20 protein-coding genes are annotated in these 20,639 nt (G+C 62.4%); 7 read left to right on the top strand and 13 right to left on the bottom strand.

Going from position 1 to position 20,639, the window contains the following annotated elements; all coding sequences use genetic code 11:
- Positions 1 to 47: 47 nt before the first annotated feature.
- From K3759_RS05880 to K3759_RS05855, 6 genes are read right to left on the bottom strand one after another with little or no spacing between them, the layout of a single operon-like run.
- Positions 48 to 1,652 carry a carboxyl transferase domain-containing protein gene (locus tag K3759_RS05880; RefSeq protein WP_259984885.1) on the bottom strand — a complete coding sequence of 535 codons (1,605 nt, stop codon included), beginning with the start codon at positions 1,650 to 1,652 and terminating at the stop codon, positions 48 to 50.
- Positions 1,649 to 3,151 (bottom strand): AMP-binding protein, encoded by a 1,503-nt coding sequence (locus K3759_RS05875; RefSeq protein ID WP_259984883.1) that lies wholly within the window; start codon positions 3,149 to 3,151, stop codon positions 1,649 to 1,651. Before K3759_RS05875 ends, K3759_RS05880 begins: the two co-directional genes overlap by 4 nt.
- Position 3,152: 1 nt before the next feature.
- A complete protein-coding gene (locus K3759_RS05870; RefSeq protein WP_259984881.1) occupies positions 3,153 to 3,869 on the bottom strand; it encodes a flavodoxin family protein in 717 nt (238 codons plus the stop codon).
- Positions 3,862 to 4,263 carry a DUF1622 domain-containing protein gene (locus K3759_RS05865; protein ID WP_259984879.1) on the bottom strand — a complete coding sequence of 134 codons (402 nt, stop codon included), beginning with the start codon at positions 4,261 to 4,263 and terminating at the stop codon, positions 3,862 to 3,864. The genes K3759_RS05870 and K3759_RS05865 overlap by 8 nt, the downstream gene beginning before the upstream one ends.
- 42 nt (positions 4,264 to 4,305) lie before the next feature.
- On the bottom strand, positions 4,306 to 4,791 hold the full coding sequence (locus tag K3759_RS05860; RefSeq protein WP_259985573.1) for a lysozyme inhibitor LprI family protein: 486 nt from the start codon (positions 4,789 to 4,791) through the stop codon (positions 4,306 to 4,308).
- A complete protein-coding gene (locus K3759_RS05855) occupies positions 4,791 to 5,951 on the bottom strand; it encodes an isovaleryl-CoA dehydrogenase (protein WP_259984877.1) in 1,161 nt (386 codons plus the stop codon). Before K3759_RS05855 ends, K3759_RS05860 begins: the two co-directional genes overlap by 1 nt.
- Positions 5,952 to 6,095: 144 nt before the next feature.
- Here K3759_RS05855 and K3759_RS05850 point away from each other — a divergent pair, with 144 nt between their 5' ends.
- Positions 6,096 to 6,572 (top strand): pyridoxamine 5'-phosphate oxidase family protein, encoded by a 477-nt coding sequence (locus K3759_RS05850; protein ID WP_259984875.1) that lies wholly within the window; start codon positions 6,096 to 6,098, stop codon positions 6,570 to 6,572.
- Between the two features lie 2 nt (positions 6,573 to 6,574).
- Here the strand turns inward: K3759_RS05850 and K3759_RS05845 are convergent, their stop codons facing one another.
- Entirely contained in the window at positions 6,575 to 6,880 is a 306-nt protein-coding gene (locus K3759_RS05845; protein WP_259984873.1) for a hypothetical protein, read from the bottom strand.
- Between the two features lie 30 nt (positions 6,881 to 6,910).
- On the bottom strand, positions 6,911 to 7,585 hold the full coding sequence (locus K3759_RS05840) for an HAD-IIIA family hydrolase (RefSeq protein WP_259984872.1): 675 nt from the start codon (positions 7,583 to 7,585) through the stop codon (positions 6,911 to 6,913).
- A 138-nt stretch (positions 7,586 to 7,723) separates the two neighbouring features.
- On the opposite strand from K3759_RS05840, the gene glmU reads away from it, so the two are divergent.
- Genes glmU through K3759_RS05825 form a run of 3 tightly spaced genes read left to right on the top strand, consistent with a single transcriptional unit; the run spans position 7,724 to position 11,594 of the window.
- Complete coding sequence (gene glmU / locus K3759_RS05835) at positions 7,724 to 9,076, top strand: bifunctional UDP-N-acetylglucosamine diphosphorylase/glucosamine-1-phosphate N-acetyltransferase GlmU (RefSeq protein ID WP_259984871.1); 1,353 nt, start codon at positions 7,724 to 7,726, stop codon at positions 9,074 to 9,076.
- 2 nt (positions 9,077 to 9,078) lie between these two features.
- A complete protein-coding gene (gene glmS, locus K3759_RS05830; RefSeq protein WP_259984870.1) occupies positions 9,079 to 10,899 on the top strand; it encodes a glutamine--fructose-6-phosphate transaminase (isomerizing) in 1,821 nt (606 codons plus the stop codon).
- Positions 10,896 to 11,594 carry a DNA alkylation repair protein gene (locus K3759_RS05825; RefSeq protein WP_259984868.1) on the top strand — a complete coding sequence of 233 codons (699 nt, stop codon included), beginning with the start codon at positions 10,896 to 10,898 and terminating at the stop codon, positions 11,592 to 11,594. Before glmS ends, K3759_RS05825 begins: the two co-directional genes overlap by 4 nt.
- A 10-nt stretch (positions 11,595 to 11,604) precedes the next feature.
- Here the strand turns inward: K3759_RS05825 and K3759_RS05820 are convergent, their stop codons facing one another.
- Positions 11,605 to 12,111 carry a hypothetical protein gene (locus tag K3759_RS05820; protein WP_259984867.1) on the bottom strand — a complete coding sequence of 169 codons (507 nt, stop codon included), beginning with the start codon at positions 12,109 to 12,111 and terminating at the stop codon, positions 11,605 to 11,607.
- Between the two features lie 85 nt (positions 12,112 to 12,196).
- Here K3759_RS05820 and moaA point away from each other — a divergent pair, with 85 nt between their 5' ends.
- The 3 genes from moaA to K3759_RS05805 are packed head-to-tail and all read left to right on the top strand — an operon-like array spanning position 12,197 to position 15,541.
- Positions 12,197 to 13,204 (top strand): GTP 3',8-cyclase MoaA, encoded by a 1,008-nt coding sequence (gene moaA, locus K3759_RS05815; RefSeq protein ID WP_259984864.1) that lies wholly within the window; start codon positions 12,197 to 12,199, stop codon positions 13,202 to 13,204.
- Positions 13,205 to 13,209: 5 nt separating this feature from the next.
- Entirely contained in the window at positions 13,210 to 14,505 is a 1,296-nt protein-coding gene (locus tag K3759_RS05810; RefSeq protein WP_259984862.1) for a 3-deoxy-D-manno-octulosonic acid transferase, read from the top strand.
- A complete protein-coding gene (locus tag K3759_RS05805) occupies positions 14,498 to 15,541 on the top strand; it encodes a glycosyltransferase family 4 protein (RefSeq protein ID WP_259984860.1) in 1,044 nt (347 codons plus the stop codon). Before K3759_RS05810 ends, K3759_RS05805 begins: the two co-directional genes overlap by 8 nt.
- Before the next feature lie 54 nt (positions 15,542 to 15,595).
- Here K3759_RS05805 and K3759_RS05800 read toward each other — a convergent pair whose 3' ends face one another.
- From K3759_RS05800 to argE, 4 genes are all read right to left on the bottom strand, one after another.
- Positions 15,596 to 16,759: a M20 aminoacylase family protein gene (locus K3759_RS05800; RefSeq protein ID WP_259984858.1), complete on the bottom strand. Its 1,164-nt coding sequence runs from the start codon at positions 16,757 to 16,759 to the stop codon at positions 15,596 to 15,598.
- A gap of 68 nt (positions 16,760 to 16,827) precedes the next feature.
- Positions 16,828 to 17,994 carry a M20 aminoacylase family protein gene (locus K3759_RS05795; RefSeq protein ID WP_259984856.1) on the bottom strand — a complete coding sequence of 389 codons (1,167 nt, stop codon included), beginning with the start codon at positions 17,992 to 17,994 and terminating at the stop codon, positions 16,828 to 16,830.
- 23 nt (positions 17,995 to 18,017) lie between these two features.
- Entirely contained in the window at positions 18,018 to 19,364 is a 1,347-nt protein-coding gene (locus K3759_RS05790; RefSeq protein WP_259984854.1) for an FAD-binding oxidoreductase, read from the bottom strand.
- Positions 19,365 to 19,467: 103 nt separating this feature from the next.
- Positions 19,468 to 20,631: an acetylornithine deacetylase gene (gene argE, locus K3759_RS05785; RefSeq protein WP_259984852.1), complete on the bottom strand. Its 1,164-nt coding sequence runs from the start codon at positions 20,629 to 20,631 to the stop codon at positions 19,468 to 19,470.
- Between the last annotated feature and the right edge of the window lie 8 nt (positions 20,632 to 20,639).

The raw sequence follows: 20,639 nt of genomic DNA, 5'->3' as shown, positions 1-20,639 counted from the left end.
GGGTCTGGGGGGCTGGCCCCCCAGACCCCCCAGTTTCCGCCGCCATATCACATTCGGAACAACCCAAATTTCGTCGGTTCAATCGGCGCATTGAGGCTAGCCGTGAGGCTCAGATAGAGCACATCGCGGCTCTTGCGCGGATCGATGATCCCGTCATCCCATAGCCGCGCCGAGGCATAAAGCGGGTGGCTTTGCTCCTCGAACATATCGATGGTCGGCTGCTTGAAGGCGGTCTCTTCTTCCTCGGTCCAAGTGTCCCCGGCCCGCTCAATCGCGTCACGTTTCACCGTGGCCAAGACGCCCGCCGCTTGCGCACCGCCCATGACTGAGATCCGGCTGTTCGGCCAAGACCACAGGAAGCGTGGGCGATAGGCCCGGCCCGACATGCCGTAGTTGCCCGCCCCAAAGGAGCCGCCGACCAGCATGGTGATTTTGGGCACATTGGTGGTGGCCACGGCGGTCACCATCTTGGCCCCATGCCGTGCGATGCCCTCGTTCTCGTATTTGCGACCCACCATAAAGCCGGTGATGTTTTGCAGGAAAACCAATGGGATATTGCGCTGGCTGCACAGTTCCACAAAGTGCGCGCCCTTCTGGGCGGCCTCCGAGAACAGCACACCATTGTTGGCGATGATGCCGATGGGGCAGCCTTTTACATGAGCGAAGCCGGTCACCAGCGTCTCGCCAAAGCGCGGCTTGAACTCGTCAAAGCGGCTGCCGTCGACCAAGCGCATGATCACCTCGCGGATGTCATAGGGTGTGCGCAGGTCGGCAGGCACCACGCCCAGCATCTCATCGGGGTCATAGGCGGGCTCTTCGGGGCTGGCCCAATCCACCGTGGCGGGTTTGGTCTTGTTGAGATGCCCCACTGCACGGCGCGCCAGCGCCAGCGCATGGGCATCGTCTTCGGCCAGATAGTCGGCCACGCCCGACAGGCGGGTATGCACATCGCCGCCGCCGAGGTCTTCGGCGCTGACCACCTCGCCCGTCGCGGCCTTTACCAGCGGCGGCCCGGCGAGGAAGATGGTGCCCTGCTCTTTCACGATGATGGTCACATCTGACATCGCGGGGACGTAAGCGCCGCCTGCGGTGCAAGACCCCATCACCACGGCAATCTGCGCGATGCCCTTGGCGCTCATCCGCGCCTGGTTGTAAAAGATCGCGCCGAAATGGTCGCGGTCGGGGAAGACCTCATCCTGGTTGGGCAGGTTCGCGCCGCCGCTGTCCACCAGGTAGATGCAGGGCAGATGGTTCGCCTCGGCGATCTCCTGCGCCCGGAGGTGTTTCTTCACGGTCATCGGGTAGTAGGTGCCGCCCTTCACGGTGGCGTCGTTGCAGACTACCATGACCTCGTGCCGCTGCACCCGACCGATGCCCGCGATCACGCCCGCACAGGGCGCCGCCCCACCATAAAGCCCATGCGCCGCCGTCGCCCCGATCTCCAGAAACGGGCTGCCGGGGTCCAGAAGGTTCGCCACCCGCTCGCGGGGGAGCATCTTGCCCCGGCTTTCATGCCGTGCGCGGGACTTCTCGCCGCCCCCGAGGGCGGCGGCCTCGGCGGCCTCGCGGACCTCGCTCAGGGCTTTCAGATGCGCCATCTCGTTGGCCTTGTAGGCATCCGAGGATGGCAGGGCTTGCGATGTCAGTTTCATGTTACGTCCTCATTCTCTCGCGCCGCCAGACGCTTTAACTCTTTGCGGATCACCTTGCCGGTGACGGTCATCGGCAGATCTTCCACGAATGCGATTTCACGCGGGTAGGAATAGCTCGCAAGCCGGTCCTTGACCCAGTCCTGCAACTCCTTCGCTTCGACCTCGGCACCCGGTTTCAGCACCACATAAGCCTTCACGATCTCGGTCCTGAGCGCGTCGGGTTTGCCGACCACGCCGCAGGTCGCCACGGCGCTATGGGTCAGCAGACAGTCTTCGATCTCCGCCGGGCCGATGCGGTAGCCCGCCGAGGTGATCACGTCATCCTCTCGCCCCACGAAACGCAGGTAGTCGCCCTCCCAGATGCCGCGGTCGCCGGTCAGCAGCCAGTCGCCGTGGAACTTCGCCGCGGTCTCCTCGGGCCGGTTCCAGTAGCGTAGCATCATCGAGGGGGCCCCTTTGCGCACCGCCACGTCACCCTCGGCATCCGTGGTCTGGCCGTCGGCGTCGAGCACAGCGATCTCGAAACCGGGCACCGGCTTGCCGATGCAGCCCGGCTGTCCGGGGAAATCGGCGCCGCAGCTCGAGGCGACCATGTTGCATTCGGTCTGGCCGTAGAACTCGTTGATCTCGAGCCCGAACGCTTTCCGCCCCCAGGCCAGCATCTCCGCCCCCAAAGGCTCGCCGCCGCTGGCGACCGAGCGCAGCCCCGGTAGCGACACATCCGCGGCCTTCAGCATCCGCAGCGCCGTGGGTGGGAAGAAGACATTGCGCACACCGCCCTGCGAAATCACCTCGGCGCAGCCTTCGACGGTGAACTTCGGCATCCTAGCGGCCACCACCGGCACGCCGAGCGCGAGCGCCGGCATCGCGACGTCGAAAAGCCCGCCGATCCACGCCCAATCCGCCGGGGTCCAAAGGCAATCGCCTTTCTGCCCAAGGTGATCGTGGCTGACCGAGACGCCGGGCAAATGGCCCGAGAGCACCCGGTGCCCATGCAGCGCACCCTTGGGCGTGCCAGTGGTGCCGGAGGTGTAGATCAGCACGGCGGGGTCTTCGGGGCCGACCTCGGCGAAATCCACCGCCTCGCCTTCCACGCCTGCCTCCGCCGCAATCCACGGGGTGGCGAGATCGCCCAAGAGGTTCGCACCCTCGGCATCGGTCAGCACAATGGCGCAGCCGGCATCATTGATGCGGCTGGCCAAGGCATCGTGTTTGAACAGTTTGAACAGCGGCACCGAGATCGCCCCGACCTTCCAGATCGCCAGATGCGCCGCCGCACACCAAGGCGACTGGCTGAGCAGCACGCCCACCCGGTCGCCGCGCGAAACCTCAGCGCGCAGCGCGCGGGCCAGACCGTCGGCCATCTCCTGCAATGCGCCGAAAGTCACATCGCGCCGCGTAGGCCCGGTGAGGTCAATGATCGCCAAGGCATCCTCCGACTGCGCCAGACATTGCGCCGCCATATTGCCTTGCCAGATCGGCCAATCGTCCTGTGTCATATCAGCTTCGATACTCCGGGTTCTCAAAGTCAAACCGCGCGCCGGCGTCCCAAGCGTTGCGGTCGTTGCCCTCTTGGCGGTAGCCGCCCGCCGCTTTCAGCATCCGTGCCAGATGCATGGCGTTCCATGTCATGATCGTGGTGTTGCGCTGCGTGAATTCATTGTCGAAACCTGCGCGCTTGCCGTCGACCTCATCGCCGTAAGACGGCCCCGGCCCCGCTTCGCCGATCCAGCCGCAATCGGCTTGCGGCGGGATGGTGTAACCCAGATGGTTCATCGCAAACCCGGTGGTCATGGCGACGTGCTTGATGCCATCCTCGTTGCCGGTGATGACGGTCCCGCCGACCTTGCCGTAAAAGACCGACTGGCCCCTGTTGTTCAGCTTGCCGCCCATCGCATAGAGGCGTTCGATCAGCACCCGGCAGACGCTGCTCTCCTCGCCGAGCCAAAGCGGCGTGCCGATGATCAGGATGTCGGCGGCCAAGACCTTCCGCCAGATCGCGGGCCAATCATCGCGGTCCCAGCCGTGCTCGGTCATGTCGGGGTAGACGCCCGGTGGCACCTGATGGTCGAGCAGGTAGAGGTGTTCGACGCTCACCCCCTGCGCCTCCATGATGCCCGCGCTTGCGTTCATCAGAAGCTGCGTATGGCTTTCGCCCGGTGTCTTCTTGAGCGAGCAGTTGACGTAGAGCGCCTTCAGGTCGGAAAAGTCAGTCATCGCCGAGTTCCTTCTTTAGTTGCTCCAACTCCCGGTCAAGGAAGAAAGAGGTGATGGACCTGATGATGACCAGCATCAGCAGGAAGAGCAGATCGGCAAACCGCAGGCTGATCGCGGTATGGATCACGTCCGACACGATGAAGAGTTCCAGCCCCGCAAGGATGTAGCGCCCGAGTTCGATGCGCTCGCGGTTGGTGCGGCGCACCCGCTCCGCGCCCTTTTTGGCGATTTCGGCGATCGTCACCCCGGTCAGGAAACGCGCCGCGCCGATCAGCAGCAGGAGGATCGCGGCAATGTCGATGACCGCCGCCATGATCTCAAAACCCTCAATCAGCCAAGGCAGAAAATGGTGCAACACACCGCCTTCCGTCTTCAGTTCAATTAGGTTCTCCATCCCGATCCTTCCGTCCCGTTTGGCCGACACATCGTGACGCGGTTAATAGGCCGCTCCCAAACGCAGAGCCTGTTCGCCAGTCATCTGCATCAGGCAGGCCAAAGTCGCAGGCCCGCCGCCCGTGCCACCGCCCCATTGGCTGCGTTCATAATCGCAGGCGGCATCGCGGAAGGTAATCCACGCGCGCTGCATGTCACGCAGAGCTTCGGCCTGAGAAGGCAATTCCGGCTGATAGAGCGCGGCATCCTCATCGGCGGATTTGGACTGCACCATCCGCGCGCGATAGTTCTCGTTCAGCAACCCGTCCCAGAAAGACAGTTCCGCATCCAGACATCCTCCCATGCCATAGGTCGTATAGCCGCCCGGCGCTTCCATACAGAGGTTGGACGACAGGCCGATGCAATTGCGCTGGTCGGTGAACTCCTCGGCCCCGGCCAGACACTCTGCTGTCGCGGCGTCGGAATAGGTGATGTCCTGCGCGGCCACCGGCCCCGCAAGAAACGCACAGGCCAGCAGGACGGAGCGCATCACATCGCCCCCATCATCTCGCGGCCAACCAACATGCGGCGAATCTCGGAGGTACCTGCGCCAATCTCCATCAGCTTGGCATCGCGGAAGATGCGGCCCACGGGGTTGTCCGACAGATAGCCTGCGCCGCCCATCGCCTGCACCGCCTGATGCGCCTGCACCATCGCCTGTTCCGAGGCATAGAGGCAGCAAGCCGCCGCGTCCTGACGAGTCACGTCGCCCCGGTCGCAGGCCTGCGCCACGCTGTAGACATAGGCACGCGCGGAGTTCATCGCGGTGTACATATCCGCCATCTTGCCCTGCATCAGCTGGAAATCCCCGATACGCTGGCCGAACTGCTTGCGCTCGGCCATATAGGGCATGATCTCATCCAGACAGGCGGCCATGATGCCAAGGCCAATGCCCGCCAGCACGACGCGCTCGTAGTCGAGGCCCGACATCAGCACGCGCACGCCCTTGCCCTCTTCGCCGAGGATATTTTCAAAGGGCACTTCGCAGTCTTCAAAGATCAACTCGGCGGTGTTCGAGCCGCGCATCCCGAGCTTGTCGAAATGCTTGGAAGTGGAAAAGCCCTTCATCGACTTCTCGATCAGGAAGGCGGTGATGCCTTTGGAGCCGGCTTCGGGGTCGGTTTTGGCATAGACGACCAAGGTCTCCGCGTCCGGGCCATTGGTGATCCAGTATTTGTTGCCGTTCAGGCGGAAGTGGTCGTTCCGCTTTTCGGCATTCAGCTTCATGCTCACCACGTCACTGCCCGCGCCCACTTCGGACATGGCCAACGCGCCGACATGCTCGCCCGAGCAGAGTTTCGGCAAGAACTGCGCCTTCTGCTCCGCCGTGCCGTTGAGCTTGATCTGGTTCACACAGAGGTTGGAATGCGCCCCGTAGGAAAGCGAGACCGAAGCGGAGGCGCGGGCGATTTCTTCGACCGCGACCGTATGGGCAACGTAGCCAAGACCGGAGCCGCCGAACTCTTCTTCGACGGTCATGCCCAAAAGGCCCAGCTCGCCCATCTCGGTCCAAAGTTCGGGCGGGAATTCGTTTTTGCTGTCGATCTCGGCGGCCATCGGCTTGACGCGCTCTTGCGCCCAGCGGTGCACCATCTCACGCATGGCCGCGACGTCTTCTCCTAGATCAAACTGCATACTTGCGTTGAACACGGCTTCTCCCCCCGATTTATTGAACGCTTGTTCATTACCTACCGCCCCGCCCGCTTTGCGTCAAGCGGCGCGATGTGGAACCGCCCCGCGCCGCGGCGGGTTGGCCCTGCGACCAAGCGAACACTACAACAAAGCGAGATGCAAATGAGCGATGATCTGAAAAAAGAGTTCTGGGACCGTCTGGACGACACCCGCGCCGGGATGCTGATGACCAAGACCGCCCGCGCGGTGCCGATGACCCATTATATCGACGAAGACGACCGTTCTGCCGTGCTGTGGTTTATTACCGCAAAGGGCACCGATCTGGCGAAATCCGCCGAAGGCCGTGCCGCCGCGGAATACCTCATCGCCAGCAAGGATGAATCCCTCTGGGCGCGGATCGATGGGCATGTGTCAGCCGTTACTAACCCCACCGAACTCGACAAAATTTGGAACGCCATCGCAGGCGCATGGTTCGAAGAGGGCAAACAAGACCCTGACGTGCAGCTCATCCGCTTCGATCTGACAGAGGCCGAAGTCTGGGCCACTGATGGTGGATTCAAGTTTCTTTATGAAATCGGCAAAGCGCATGTCACTGGCGAGAAACCCGATATGGGCAAACACGGCACGATCCGCTTCTAAGCTTAAACACTTTGATCGATGGGCCCGACCTCAAGCCGGTTGATGCGCGCGTTTAGTGCGCAGACGTCCTGCGTTTCGGTCAGCGGCATCTCCACATTCATCAACCCCGCCAGCACCGCATCGCTGGCGGGCATCCCCTCAGCCCTTACACACCGCCATGTGTCGTAGCGGCAGATACCGCCCTTAGCCTCTGCGCCGCCGGCCCATTTTTGCCCGACAATTCGTGCAGCGGAACGGGCTGAACCCTCTTCGACATCCCCCACGGCCCTCCCCAATAGCAGGAACGGAATGAAGGAGCCGTTGGTCATGCGTGACACTGCCGGTGAAGCGATTTGCTCTCAGGCAGCTTTACCGATCAGACGTTCGATGACTTCTGGCAGGTCAGCAAAGTCATCCAAAAGCGCCTCAGGCTCCAGCGCCGCCATATCCTCACCCGAAGGGCCGAAGGTCACAAGCACACAGGGCACCCCCGCCGCACGGGCGGTGTTCCGGTCCGTATCGCTGTCGCCGATCAAAACGCATTGCGCCGGGTCGCCGCCAGCCCGCCGGGCGGTTTCAAAAAGATGCTCCGGGTCAGGCTTGCGCACAGCCAAACTATCCGCCCCCAACATCGCGCCAAAGGCGTCCCGCACGCCGAGCCGGGTGAGCAGCAACTCTGCCAAAGCCTCGGGCTTGTTGGTACAAATCGCTACGCGGTAGCCTGCGGCCTTAAGCGCCGCCACGGCCTCCATCGCGCCGGGATAGAGGATTGTATGGGTGTCAATCTCGCGCCTATAAGCGTCAAGCAGCATCGGGTAGTAGCGGTCAATCGTTGCCGCATCATCGGCGCGGCCAAGTTTTTGCATGCCCAGTGTCAGCATCGCGCGCCCGCCGCGCAACGCGGTGCCTGCATCTTCGGCATGGACCAGCACATCGCCCTCACCCATGTCGCGGAAACAGGCATTGGCGGCGGCGATCAGATCGCCCGAGGTATCGGCCAAAGTGCCGTCGAGATCGAAAACGACTGTCTTCATCGGATACTCCTAGGGCGGAACCCCGCCTCTTTAATTGTCATCGTGTTGCAGACCGCAATCTAGTTTGATGGGTGGTGGCCTTGCGCCTTTGTGCGAAGCGCGTAAAGAGAATGCAAGCTGAAGGACAAAGAGATTTACATGGAAACTGCATTGATCATCCTCGCCGCGGGCAAGGGGACACGGATGAACTCGGACCTGCCAAAGGTCCTGCACCGGGTCGCCTCTGCCCCGTTGCTGGAACACGCTATGGCAGCGGGCGCTATGCTCGCTCCGCGTCATACGGTGGTGGTGGCGGGCCATGGTGCTGATCAGGTGCGTGCGGCCGCCACCCTCTTTGACGAGGATGCGCAGGTGGTCGAGCAAACCGAACAGCTAGGCACGGCCCATGCGGTCGCACAGGCCCGCCCGGCGCTGGAAGGTTTCGATGGCATGGCGCTGGTGCTCTATGGCGATACCCCTTTCGTGCAGCCCGAAACGTTGGAAAAGATGCAGGAAGCATTGACGACCCATGACGTCGTTGTATTGGGGTTCGAGGCTGCTGACCCCGCTCGCTATGGCCGTCTGCTGATGCAGGGCGACACGCTGGAGCGTATCGTCGAGTTCAAAGACGCCTCCCCGGAGGAACGCGCCATCACCCTGTGCAACTCTGGCGTCGTGGCTTGCAAATCCGAGCTGCTGTTCGATCTGATCGACAAAGTTGGCAACGACAACGCATCCGAAGAATACTACCTCACCGATATCATCGGCCTCGCCCGCGCCGAGGGGCGCAGTGCGACCGTTGTTACATGTGCCGAGGCCGAGACGATGGGCGTGAACTCCCGCGCGGATCTCGCTCGGGCCGAGGCTGCGTTCCAATCCCGCGCCCGTGCGCTTTTGATGGAGGACGGCGTGACGCTGATCGCGCCGGAAACCGTCTTCCTTGCCCGCGACACATACATTGGCCGCGACACGGTGGTGGAGCCGAATGTCGTCTTTGGCCCGAATGTCACCGTTGAATCCGGCACCACGATCCGCGCCTTCTCGCACCTCGAGGGTTGCCATGTCTCGCGCGGCGGCGTGGTCGGCCCCTACGCCCGCCTGCGTCCCGGCGCGGAACTGGCCGAAGACGTGCGCATCGGCAACTTTGTCGAAGTAAAGAACGCTCAGATCGCCGAAGGGGCAAAGGTCAATCACCTGAGCTATATCGGGGATGCCACCATCGGCGCACGCAGCAACATTGGCGCGGGCACGATCACCTGCAATTATGACGGGGTGATGAAACATCACACCACCATCGGCGCGGGCGCATTCATCGGGTCGAACACCATGCTGGTGGCCCCTGTGACCATCGGCGATGGCGCGATGACGGGCTCAGGCTCGGTCATCACATCGGACGTGGAACCAGAGGCCCTGGCCCTGTCCCGCGCCCCACAGGTCGAAAAACCGGGGATGGCGCGCAAAATGTTCGAAGTTTTAAAGGCCAAGAAGGCTAAATTGCAGAGGGGCAGTTAATAATGTGTGGAATTGTAGGGGTGCTTGGCACCCACGAAGTCGCTCCCATTCTTGTAGAGTCATTAAAACGGCTGGAATATCGCGGCTATGACAGCGCAGGCATCGCCACGCTGAACGACGGCAAACTCGACCGCCGCCGCGCTCTGGGCAAACTGGTGAACCTCTCTGATGCGCTGGTGCATGACCCGCTGGCGGGGAAGTCCGGCATCGGCCACACCCGTTGGGCCACCCATGGCGCGCCAAGCGTGACCAACGCCCACCCGCATCAAGCGGGGCCCGTGGCGGTGGTGCATAACGGGATCATCGAGAACTTTCGCGAATTGCGGGCCGAATTGGCCGAACAAGGCGCGCAGTTTGAGTCTGAGACAGACACTGAAACCGTCGCTCTATTGGCGCATCATTACATGACACAGGGCGCAGGCCCCATTGAGGCTGCCAAACAGACCCTCGCCCGCCTTGAAGGCGCATTCGCGCTGGCCTTCCTCTTTGACGGCCACGAAGACCTGATGATCGCCGCGCGCAAAGGCTCGCCCTTGGCCATCGGCTATGGTGAGGGCGAGATGTATATCGGCAGCGACGCCATCGCACTGGCCCCGCTAACCAACCGGATCGCCTATCTTGAAGAGGGAGACTGCGCCGTCCTCACCCGCTCATCGGTGGAGATCACGGACCGCAACGGCACGCTGGCCAACAGGGCGATCAAAACCGTGCAGGTCGACAGCACCCGCATCGACAAGGCCGGGCACAAGCACTTCATGGCCAAGGAAATCGCCGAGCAGCCCGGTGTAATCAGTGCAGCCATTGGGCACTATCTGACCCCCGAAGGCGAGATCAACATCAGCTTGCAAGATATTGATTTCACGCAGTTTGACCGGATAGTCATGGTTGCCTGCGGCACCGCCTCCTATGCCTGCCTCACCGCCAAATACTGGTTTGAACAGATCGCCCGCCTGCCGGTCGAGGTCGATGTCGCTTCAGAATTCCGCTACCGTGAGCCGCCAATTTCGCCGCGTACATTGGCGGTTTTTGTCAGCCAGTCGGGCGAAACCGCCGACACGCTGGCGGCCCTGCGCTATTGCGAAGGCAAAGCCGCACGTATCCTATCGGTCGTAAATGTGCCCGAAAGCTCTATCGCCCGCGAAAGCGATCTGGCCCTTCCAATCCATGCCGGTGTCGAAGTCGGCGTGGCCTCGACCAAAGCCTTTACCTGCCAATTGGTCGTGCTCTTCGCGCTGGTCCTCAAAGCCGCGCGGGACCGCGAGGCAATCACGGCTGAGGCCTTTGCCGATCACATCTCAAACCTTCGGGGACTGCCCGCCATCGTCAGCACGGCGCTTGAGCAGAACGACACGATGCAAGAAGCAGCGCTCAAGCTGTCGCATGCCCGCGATGTGCTGTTCTTGGGTCGGGGTCAAATGTACCCCCTCGCCCTCGAGGGTGCACTAAAGCTGAAGGAAATTAGCTACATACACGCCGAAGCTTATGCATCAGGTGAACTGAAGCACGGTCCCATCGCACTGGTGGATGAGCATGTCCCGGTGGTCGTCATGGCACCCCGCGATGCGCTGTTCGACAAGACCGTCAGTAACATGCAAGAGGTCATGGCGCGCAAGGGCAAGGTGATCTTGATCTCCGATTCCAAAGGTCAGGCCGAGGCCAATGAGGGCGTCTGGTTCAGCATTGAAATGCCCCCGGTCCCCGATGCGCTGGCCCCAATTCTCTATGCCATTCCGGCGCAGTTGTTGGCCTATCATACCGCTGTTGCCAAAGGCACGGATGTGGATCAGCCGCGCAATCTGGCGAAATCGGTGACAGTGGAATGAATTTGGAAACCGCTCTGGAAGAGCTCGAAGCGCAGGCCAACCCGGCCCGCGCCGAAGAGATGCGCGCCTATCACAAGGCCGACCGTCGTTACCTTGGCCTGACCAACCCGCAAATCGCTGAGCTTGCGCAAGCTTGGCGCGAGGCACTCGATGTTGAGGGCCGTGTCGCTTTGGCCGACGGGCTCTGGCAGTCGGACATCTTTGAGGCGCGGGTCGCGGCGGCCAAACTGCTGACCCAAGCGCGGCTGCGGCCCGACGATCAAGCCGCTTGGGCGCTGATCGCCAGCTGGACCGCCGATTTCGACAGTTGGGCGATTGCCGATCATGCCAGCATGGCGGCTCAGAAACGACTGATGGCCGATCCGACACGCTTGGACGAATTGGAAAACTGGGTTGCTTCGGATCACCTTTGGACTCGGCGCGCGGCGCTGGTTTCGACCCTGCCGTGGACCAAGCAAAACAATCCCAAGCCGGAGGAACTCGAAGCCCGCGACCGCATCCTTGGCTGGGCGGCGACGATGGCCCCGGATCACCGCTGGTTCATCCAAAAGGCAATTGGCTGGTGGCTCCGCGACCTGTCAAAACACGATCCCGAGCGGACCCACGCCTTTATCGCCACCCATGGGGAGGCGATGAAACCTTTCGCGGTGAAAGAAGCGCTGCGCCTGCTGAAAAAATCGGACGGCGCAGGCTGAACCCTACGCCCTAACCTGCGGTCGAAACTTCGACCGTGGTGAGATCCGTCAACGACGCGCCGATCAAACGTAAAGCAGGCAGCGACATACGGCTGCCTGCTGTCGCAGGGCCATCCAGAGGGATCAACGTCACAGCAGCGGATTTGCCTGTGGAGGGGTTGGTCACGCGGCCCGGCTGCTCAGACTTGACCAAGGGTGTTTTCAACCACAACCCCGGCTCTGTCGCGCTGCCAAGGCTGACCACGGTTGTTCCCAAGGCGGCCCCTCCGCTCGCAGGCGCGCGGGTGGCGGCTTCGCGCTCTGCCTCGGTGGTTGTGTCCAGCGCTTCCGCACTGCTGCCCGAGGCTTTGATCGGAGCAGTGGTGGGCGCAGGCGCTGCTACAACTGTATCGGCTTCCACAGACGCCGACGCCGATGCAGGCTCGGGTTGGGAGGCATCCATCCCAAACCGTTCAGCCAGATTGCTGCAGCCCGCAGTGGCGGCCACGAAGAAAAGCGGTAAGATAATACGTGTCATGCCCGCAGCCTATCCGTGCCCCGCGCCCTTATCAATCGCCCAAATGCCGCTTGCCCCGCAGTGGGCGGAGCATTACCTATAAGGCATGACAGCACCCCTTATTGACCCATTCATGCGCGCAATCACCTACCTGCGCGTCTCCGTCACCGACCGCTGCGATTTTCGCTGCGTCTATTGCATGTCGGAGAACATGACCTTTCTGCCCAAGAAGGAACTCCTCACGCTGGAGGAGTTGGACCGATTGTGTAGCAACTTCGTCAATCTGGGCGTTGAGAAACTGCGCATCACCGGCGGGGAGCCTTTGGTACGCCGGGGTATCATGACCTTCTTTGAAGGGATGAAAAGGCATCTCGACAGTGGCGCGCTGAAAGAACTGACGTTGACCACCAACGGCAGCCAGCTGGAACGCTTCGCCGATGACCTTTACGCCGCTGGGGTGCGCCGGGTGAATGTCTCGCTCGACACACTAGACGAGCAAAAGTTCGCGGATATCACTCGCTGGGGTCGCCTGCCGCAGGTGCTGCGCGGGATTGATGCCGCGCAGCGTGCAGGGCTGAAGATCAAGATCAACGCCGTGGCGCTCAAGGGCTTCAACGAGCCCGAGCTGCCGCGCATCACCGAATGGTGCGCTGAGCGTAGCATTGATCTGACGTGGATCGAAGTCATGCCGATGGGCGATCTGGGCAACGAGGACCGCTTTGGTCAGTTCTGGTCCCTCAAGGACGTGCGGGCCCGCTACGCGGAGCATTACACCGTCACCGATCTGGCCGAGCGCACAGGCGGCCCGGCCCGCTATGTGCGATTGGAAGAGACAGGTCAGAAAATCGGCTTCATCACCCCGCTGAGCCATAACTTCTGCGAAAGCTGCAACCGCGTGCGGGTCACCTGTACGGGTGAGATTTTCATGTGTCTGGGTCAAGAAGATGTGGCCGATCTTCGCGCTCCACTGCGCGAACACCCCGATACTGACCTGCCGCTTCAAGAGGCGATCCGCGCGGCGATCGACCGCAAGCCCAAGGGGCATGATTTCGACTATTCCCGCCAGCGTGTCGACGGGCAGATGCCGCGCCACATGAGCCATACGGGCGGCTGAGCCCGATGGCCACGCCGTTCCTCTACCGGGCATGGGTCGCGGCAAGCAGCGTGATGTTGCCCTTCGCGGGGCGGCAATCCATGGCCAAACTGCGCCGCGCCGAAGTCGAGCCTAAACGTGCACGCGAAAAGCTCGGCCATGCCAGCCAACCGCGCCCGGCGGGCCAACTAATCTGGTTCCACGCCGCCTCGGTTGGAGAAAGCCTGTCGGTATTGGCGCTGATTGACCGGATGGGCCGCGCGCTGCCCCAAGCGCATTTTCTGATCACCTCCGGCACTGCGACCTCGGGACGTTTGGTGGGGAGCCGTCTGCCGCCGCGCACGCAGCACCAATTCGCCCCGCTCGACGCCCCCGGCCCACTGAACCGTTTTTTGAACCACTGGCGCCCCGATGCGGCGCTTTTCGTGGAAAGTGAACTTTGGCCTCAGATGTTGCGGCGCACCCATGCGCGCGGCACGGCGATGGCGCTGATCAACGCGCGGTTGTCGCAACGCTCCATCGCGCGTTGGCAGAAACAGCCTGCTCTGGCGGGGTTCCTTTTTGGGGTGTTCGATCTGATCCTGACCCAGAATGACGCGATGGCGCGGGCAATGGGTACAATTAATGCCCCCGCTGACCGCGTCGCGGCGGGGATCAACCTGAAATCGATGGCAGGCCCCCTGCCGCAGGACGACGAAACAATCGCAAAGGCCCGCAAGGCCTTGGACGGCGGTCCGGTCTGGATCGCCTCCTCCACCCATCCGGGCGAGGAGAAAGCGGTATTGGAGGCCCATCGGCAACTGCTCGAACGCTTCCCCGATCTCTGCCTCATCCTCGTTCCCCGCCATCCGGAACGCGGTGACGAAGTGGCCGGTCTCATCGCCAGCGTCGGTCTGAGCCATGGCCGCCGGACGCGGGGCGACATGCCGCAAGAGCAGGTCTATCTGGCCGATACTTTGGGGGAATTGGGCACGTGGTACGCCCTGTCTGGCATCGTCTTTCTGGGCGGTTCATTGCACCCTATCGGCGGGCACAACCCATATGAGGTCGCACAGGCGGGGGCGATGGTGCTTTCCGGTACCCATGTCACCAACTTTGCTGAAACCTATGCAGAGATGGAGGCCGCAGGCGCAGCACGGCTAGTGGCGGGCACGCAGGATTTGGCGGATAGGGTTGCGGATTTGCTCAGCAACGACATCGCCCGCGCCAGCGGTGTGGCCTCGGCCAAATCCTATGCCGGGGCACAGACTGATAAGCTCGACAGTATCGCCGAGCGGCTGATCACGGCGCTGCGTCTGCGTGAGAGAGGCCCGCATGCCTGAGCTTTACGTCACCAATTACAACCGCAATTTCACCGGGGTTTCTGCCACAGCGGCCAATGTAATCCGCCAACAGGTCACGCGCCACGAGATGGCGCTGGTGGGCCAACCCCTCCCCGGCTGCCCGACCCCGCTGACCCGCGCGGCGGCTGCGCGGATCACCCGCAATCACCCACCCGCAGATCATCCCTTTGCGATCTGGCACGTGCGCCGCAATACAGAGATGCGCAGCGCACTTTGGCTGCGCGATGTGCGCCGCGCCAACATCAAAATTGTTTTTACCTCAGCCGCGCAGCGCTTGCATTCGGCCTATCCCCGCTGGCTGATCCGGCAGATGGACGCAGTGATTGCGACAACTGAACGTGCGGCAGAGTTCGTACCTCATGTGCGCGCCGTGGTGCCGCATGGGGTGGATACCAATGTCTTTTCACCCGCCACGAACCGAACGAACGCTTGGGAGCAGATGGGCTTTGGCGGCACCCATGGCATTGCCACCGTGGGGCGCATTCGGCCCGAGAAAGGCACCGACCTTTTTGTAGAGGCAATGCTGCGCCTGCTGCCTGAACGCCCAGGCGCGGTGGCGCTGGTCATTGGCCGTGCGGGCGGCAAGCATGATGCGTTTCTTACCAAGCTCAAGGCTCAGGTTGAGGCGGCGGGGCTGGCCGACCGCTTGCTCTTTGTCGGGGAATATCCGGCCGCCGACTTGCCGAAACTAATGCGCGCGCTGTCGCTCGTTGTGCAACTGCCGCGCTACGAGGGCTACGGCATGGTTCCGCTCGAAGCGCTGGCCTCGGGCGTGCCCTTCGTGGGCAGCGACGCGGGCTATTATGGCGCTTTCTCGAACGCGGGCCGGGTGGGCAAAGTGGTGCCACTGGGTGCGGCGGAGGCTGCGGCCCATGCCGCGTTGTCTATACTTGAGCGGGATGACCAAGCCGCCCTGTCAGAGGCCGCGCGCCACTGGGCAGAACAGCGCTTTAGCGCGCGGGCAGAAGCCGACGGGATCGAAACGGTTTACCGCGCGCTTTGGGAGCGCGGCTGACCCCACAAACAAAAACGCGCCCCCCGAGGGAGGCGCGTTTCATGCGATACGAGATTACGCCGCCGGCATCCGCTGCTCGACGATCCCCGCCCACCAGCTACAGCCCGCCGGAATGGCTTCGTCGTTGAAGTTATATTCGGGGTGGTGCACCGCTGCGGTATCGCCGTTGCCCACCAGAATATAGGCACCCGGACGCTCTTCGAGCATGAAGGCAAAGTCTTCGCCGCCCATGACGAGAGGCGCTTCACGACAATCGCCAGAGATGGATCGCGCCACGTCCGCCGCGAACTCGGTCTGCTCATCATGGTTCACCATGACTGGATAGCCCCGGTGATAGGTCACATCGGCCTTGCCACCAAAGGTTGCAGCGATGCCGTTGCAAATCTCATTGATGCGTTTTTCAGCAAGGCTGCGGACTTCTGCCGACATCGTGCGCACGGTGCCTTTCATCTGCACCCGCTGCGGAATCACGTTGAACGCTTTGGACGATGTCTCAAACGCCGTGACCGAGACCACGATCTGCTCTACCGGGTCGGCATTGCGCGCGGCGATGGTTTGCAACGCCAGCACGGCCTGTGCTGCCATGACTGTGGTGTCGATGGTCTCATGCGGTTTGGCGGCATGACCCCCGCGCCCTTCGAAGGTGATGTCGAATTGATCCGTCGCGGCAAAGAACGCGCCCGGACGAATCCCGAAAGAGCCTGTGGGCATGCCCGGCCAGTTGTGCATGCCGTAAACTTCCTGAATGCCCCAACGGTCCATCATGCCGTCTTCGCACATTTCGCGCCCCCCGCCGCCGCCTTCTTCGGCGGGCTGGAAGATCACAACGACGGTGCCGTCGAAGTTCCGGGTCTCCGCCAGATATTGCGCGGCTCCCAGCAGCATGGCGGTGTGGCCGTCGTGGCCGCAGGCATGCATCGCGTCGGGGGTTTTCGAGGCATAGTCGAGGCCCGTCTGCTCATTGATCGGCAGCGCGTCCATGTCAGCGCGCAGGCCGACCACCTTGCCCGAGGCGGTGGACTTGCCCTTGATCACACCGATAACACCGGTGCGGCCGATGCCTTCGACCACTTCGTCACAGCCAAAGGCGCGCAGCTTCTCGGCGACGATGCCAGAAGTGCGGTGCGTCTCGAAAAGGATCTCGGGGTTCTCATGCAGGTCACGCCGCCATGCGGTGATGTCGTCATGCAGTTCGGCAAATCGGTTCTTAACGGGCATTTGGGAAGTATCCTCCAGAATTGGGTTGGGCGCTGATTTTCATGCAGTCGCATTTATCTGACACATGCTTACGCCCTTGCCAGCCGGTCCTCAACCACCTGCGCGAACCATGAACAGCCCGCCGGGATCGCAGCATCGTCAAAGTCATACTCCGGGTGGTGCACCGTCGCCCCGTCGCCGTTTCCGATCATAATATAGGCACCCGGTCGCGCATTGAGCATGTAGGAAAAATCCTCCCCCGCCATAATGGGCGGTGTGTCGCGTTCGGTGCCGGGGGTGATTTGGTCGGCGGCCTCGGCAGCAAAGCGGGTGTGCTCGGCGTGGTTGCGGGTCACGGGATAGCCACGCTGATAGTCGATCTCGGCCTTGCACTGATGCGCTTCTGCCGTGAGGCGGGTAATGTCGTGCAAGCGCCGCTCGGCCAAATCCTGCACCTCGGGGTTCAGCGTTCGTACCGTGCCACGCAAAAGCACCTGATGCGGCAGCACATTGTGGCTGTCGGTATCGCTGCGCAGGGTGCAGACTGAAACGACGACCTGCTTTAGCGGATCGGTGTTGCGGCTGGCGATGGATTGCAGCGCGATCAGCACATGAGCGGCGGCGAGGTTGGTATCTATCGCCTCATGCGGTGCGGCGGCATGGCCGCCCTGCCCGGTGAGCGTGATGTTGAATTCATCCGCCGCCGCGAGAAGCGCGCCCTCACGGATCGCAAAATGCCCCGTCGGATGGCCCGGCATATTATGCATGCCGTAAACTTCATCAATGTCCCAGCGGTCCATCAACCCTTCCTGCACCATGACTTCGCCGCCACCACCGCCTTCTTCGGCCGGTTGGAAGATCAGCACGACACGCCCATCGAAATTGCGTGTTTCGGCGAGGTATTGCGCCGCTCCCAGCAGCATCGCGGTGTGACCGTCATGGCCGCAGGCATGCATCTTGCCGGGGGTTTTGGAGGCATAGGGCAGCCCCGTCGCCTCCATAATCGGGAGCGCGTCCATGTCAGCGCGCAGCCCGATGGTGCGGTTAGAGGTATTGCTCTGCCCCTCTATCACCGCCACCACGCCAGTCTGGGCGATGCCGGTGGTGATGTCGGTGATGCCAAAGCTGCGCAGTTTCTCTTCAACGAATTTTGAAGTTTCGGGCAGATCGAACATCAGTTCTGGATGCTCATGCAGGTGGCGCCGCCATGCGGTGATCTCGGCGTGCGTTTCGGCAAAACGGTTCTTGATCGGCATGACCTGTCCTTTGAACAATAAGTTTAAATAGCCGGACCGGGGCGGATGGGACTGCCATCCCTGAACCGATCGGCGCGGAATCTGGTCATATCATGGCCCGGCGCATTCCCCATGACCAGAGCCGCCAGCACCCGCCCCATCCCCGGCCCGATGCCAAAGCCATGACCAGACATACCGGTGCCAATGGTCAGGCCCGGAATTTGCGCACAGTGATCCACCACCGGCACGATATCGGGCATTGTGTCGATCATCCCGGCCCATGAAGTGCGCGCCGTGATGGGCGGCAGTGCAGGATAAAGCGCGGCGAACTGCTTCAGCACTTTGCGCAGTCGGCGGTGATCAGGCGCGGGATCAAGAATGCGCATCGCCTCAAAGGGACTAAGGCTGTCTGCAGCCCAACGGCGCGGAGTTGTCCAAGCGTCGGGAAACCCCTTTGGTGCCGAGGCGCGGAACCGCTGGCCAAACGGGTTGTCGCGCAGTTGCGGCAAGTAATGTCGGAAGGCGCGGAAGGCATCGGGGCCCACATAGAGTTCCGGTGCCGCCCCCGGTGCCAGCGTATAGCCCCCATCGGCACGGCGGCGGAAGGCAAGACCGGCTTCGGCCACGGCCCCTGCGTGAACTTCGGGCAGCACATTGGTTGCCACCACGGATTCGCGCACCGACAGTTGCGGCAGGCTGACCCCATGGGCGCGCAGGAAAAGAGCCGACCATGCCCCGCCCGCCAGCACAACCGACGCGGTTCGGATTGCGCCCGCTTCGGTCACCACCCCCGCGATGCGGCCAGCGGCAAGGTCGAGCTTGCGCACGGCGCAGTTCTCGATAATTCGCACGCCCTCTTTGACGGCCAAGGCGGCCAGCGCGGGCACCGCCACCCAAGGTTCGGCCCGCATGTCCGAGGGGGTGATCAGTCCCCCGGCATAGGTCTTGCTCAGTCCCGGAAAGGCAACAGCAACCTCGCCTGCGTCCATCAGGCGGCTGTCGATGCCGTTCGCAGCCGCATGGGTCAGCCAATCGGCATATCCCTGCATCTTGCCGTCCGAGTCTGCCAGATAGGTAACCCCGGTCTGCTTCAGCCCAATGTCGCGGTCCAATTGTGGGGCCAGTTCGCGCCAGAGTTTTGCCGCCTCGACCATGATAGGCAGTTCCGCCGGATCCCGCCCTTGCTGGCGAATCCAGCCCCAGTTGCGGCTGGACTGTTCGGCAGCGATGCGCCCCTTCTCCAATAGCGTGACCTGTTTACCTGCCCGCACCAGAAACAGCGCCGTGCAAACGCCGATCACCCCGCCGCCGATCACCACGACCTCGCTCTCGCGCGGCGGGGTGCGGGGATAGCTGGCAGGGCTTGAAAGGGTGATGGGGAAAGTAGACATGGCGCGGCCCTTTAGCAAAGGCCGCGTGAGCAGCATCAGGCGGCCGGAAAAATTTGCAGATCGTCTTACCGGGTCGCGGGGGCTGTCGGCCCCCGCCCCCGGCTTAGCCTTGTAGACGGGTCAACAATTTGCGCATGAAGTTATGACCTGCCTCAAATTGCGCCACCTCGATATATTCATTCGGCTGATGCGCCTGCGCGATATCGCCGGGGCCGCAGATCACGGCGGAATAGCCTGCCTCCTGAAACTGCCCGGCCTCGGTGCCATAGCTCACCTTATGGCTCGCATTATCCCCAGTGATCTGGCGCACGATCTGCTCAGCCTCGCCGTCTTTCTCGGGCTGAAGCGCCGGCACGTCAAACCGGGTCGAAGTCTCGATATAGGTCTCCGGCACGATGGCCTGCATCTGCTTTTCGACCTCGCGCACCTTTTTGAGGTAGGCGGTGCCCCATTTGTCCTTGTCCTCGCCCGGGACGACGCGGAAATCCATCGCGAACTTGCAGTCCTTGGCCGTGATGTTGTGGGCCGTGCCGCCTTCGATCACGCCGACATGGGCGGTGGTGAAGGGCGGGTCGAACATCGCCGCGGTCTCGGTCGGGCGGGCGGCCATGTTGTCGCTGTTCACGTCATTGGCCCATTCGATGAGCTTCGCGCCCGCCATGATCGCGTTAACCCCAGTGTGCAAGAGCGAGGAATGGACTTCGAACCCCACCAGATGCGTGTTAAAACCGATGCCGCCCTTATGGCCGGTCACGGCTTGCATGGTCGATGGCTCACCCACGATCACCGCCGAGCCTTTCGGCACCACGCCCTGCATCGCTTGGATCATCGGCGGGGCGCCGGTGCAGCCGATCTCTTCGTCGAAGCTCAGCGCGATTTGCAGCGGGCGCTTCACTTCCGCATAATGCGCCTCGATCAAGGTCCAGATTGCCAGCGCATCAAACCCCTTCATGTCGCAGGTACCGCGCCCGTAGTAGCGGCCATCACGTTCGGTCACGGTGAAAGGATCACTTTCCCACGGCTGGCCATCAATCGGCACCACATCGGTATGACCCGAGAGCACGACAGCCCCCTCTTCCCACGGGCCCGCATGGGCGAAAAGCGCATGTTTCGGCTGCTCGGGGTCCACGTAGCGGTGGCTCTCGATCCCGTGCGAGGCGAGGTAGTCTGCCACCCAGTCGATCAGCGGGATGTTGGTGTCCCGTGACACGGTGGGAAAGCTGATGAGCTTGGTCATCAGCTCGAGCGGGGTCAGGCGTTCGGTCATGGGTGTTC

Origin of the sequence: Sulfitobacter sp. W027 (genome assembly GCF_025143985.1) — a bacterium.
Taxonomy (GTDB): Bacteria; Pseudomonadota; Alphaproteobacteria; order Rhodobacterales; family Rhodobacteraceae; genus Sulfitobacter.
The sequence above is the reverse complement of the archived record's forward strand: the minus strand, read 5'-3'. Positions and strand labels throughout refer to the sequence as shown.